This is a genomic window from Xanthomonas sp. WHRI 10207 (genome assembly GCF_040202975.1).
Lineage (GTDB): Bacteria > Pseudomonadota > Gammaproteobacteria > Xanthomonadales > Xanthomonadaceae > Xanthomonas.
Window position 1 is genome coordinate 1 of record NZ_JBEGDX010000013.1, and the last position, 1,026, is coordinate 1,026.

Genomic DNA, 1,026 nt, shown 5'->3' on the forward strand with positions numbered 1-1,026 from the left:
AGCGAGCCGACCCATTACGTCTGGAAGTCCAAGTACGCCGGCATGGAGGTGTCGCAGTTGCGGCATCTGAAGGATGTGGAAGCCGAGTTGGCCCGGATGAAGCGCATGTATGCCGAGTTGGCATTGGATCACCACGCGCTCAAGGACGTGCTGTCGCGAAAAGGTTGAGCCAGGCTCGTCGACTGGAATTGAGTCTGGTCATGCAAACTACTCACGGCCTCAGTGCCCGTCGAGCTGATCGGGTGCTGCAGCTGTCCCGATCTGCACGGCATTCCCGTCCGCGCCAGCGCGACGATGGCCCGCTCATCGCCGCAATCGAGGCGCATTTGAAGGACAACCCCGGCCACGGTTTTGGCCTGCTGATGGATTGGGCATTGCGACCGCAGGGCTGGGGCAAGACCCGCGCCTGGCGGGTCTACACCGCGCTGAAGCTCAACCTTCCACGTCGCGGCAAGCGCCGATTACCTGACCGCATCCGCGCGCCGCTGGAGATCCCGCAAGCGGCAAACCACACTTGGTCGGCGGACTTCATGTCCGATGCCTTGTGGTCTGGACGCCGCTTCCGCACCTTCAACATCAACGATGACTTCAATCGCGAATCGATGAAGATCGAAATCGACACCAGCCTGCCCTCGGCACGGGTCATCCGCGCACTGGACGAATTGGTCGAGCTGCGTGGTGCTCCAAGGCGACTGCGCCTGGACAACGGTCCGGAGTTCATCAGCGCTGCGCTCAGGCAGTGGGCACAGCAGCACGGCGTCACCCTGATCCACATCCAGCCCGGCAAACCTACCCAGAACGCCTACATCGAACGCTTCAACCGCACCTTCCGCACCGAAGTGCTGGACCGCTTCGTGTTCACCACGCTCGACGAGGTTCGGCGCATGGCAGAGGACTGGCGTCATCGATACAACCACCAACGGCCACATCGATCACTCGGCGGCTTGCCACCCATCCGCTTCGCAATGGCACAATCAACAACCACCTCTACTTCTGAGTGACTCGAAGAATCGAGGACGCTTCAGA

2 protein-coding genes are annotated in these 1,026 nt (G+C 61.3%); both read left to right on the forward strand.

From position 1 onward, the window contains the following. Window positions 1-168, forward strand: a 168-nt coding sequence (locus ABQU90_RS22870; RefSeq protein ID WP_407078801.1) for a transposase, incomplete at its 5' end; no start/stop codon positions are given. Beyond that, window positions 165-1,001 carry an IS3 family transposase gene (locus ABQU90_RS22720; protein ID WP_323523545.1) on the forward strand — a complete coding sequence of 279 codons (837 nt, stop codon included), beginning with the start codon at window positions 165-167 and terminating at the stop codon, window positions 999-1,001. The genes ABQU90_RS22870 and ABQU90_RS22720, both read left to right, overlap by 4 nt. The last annotated feature ends 25 nt before the right edge of the window (window positions 1,002-1,026 follow it).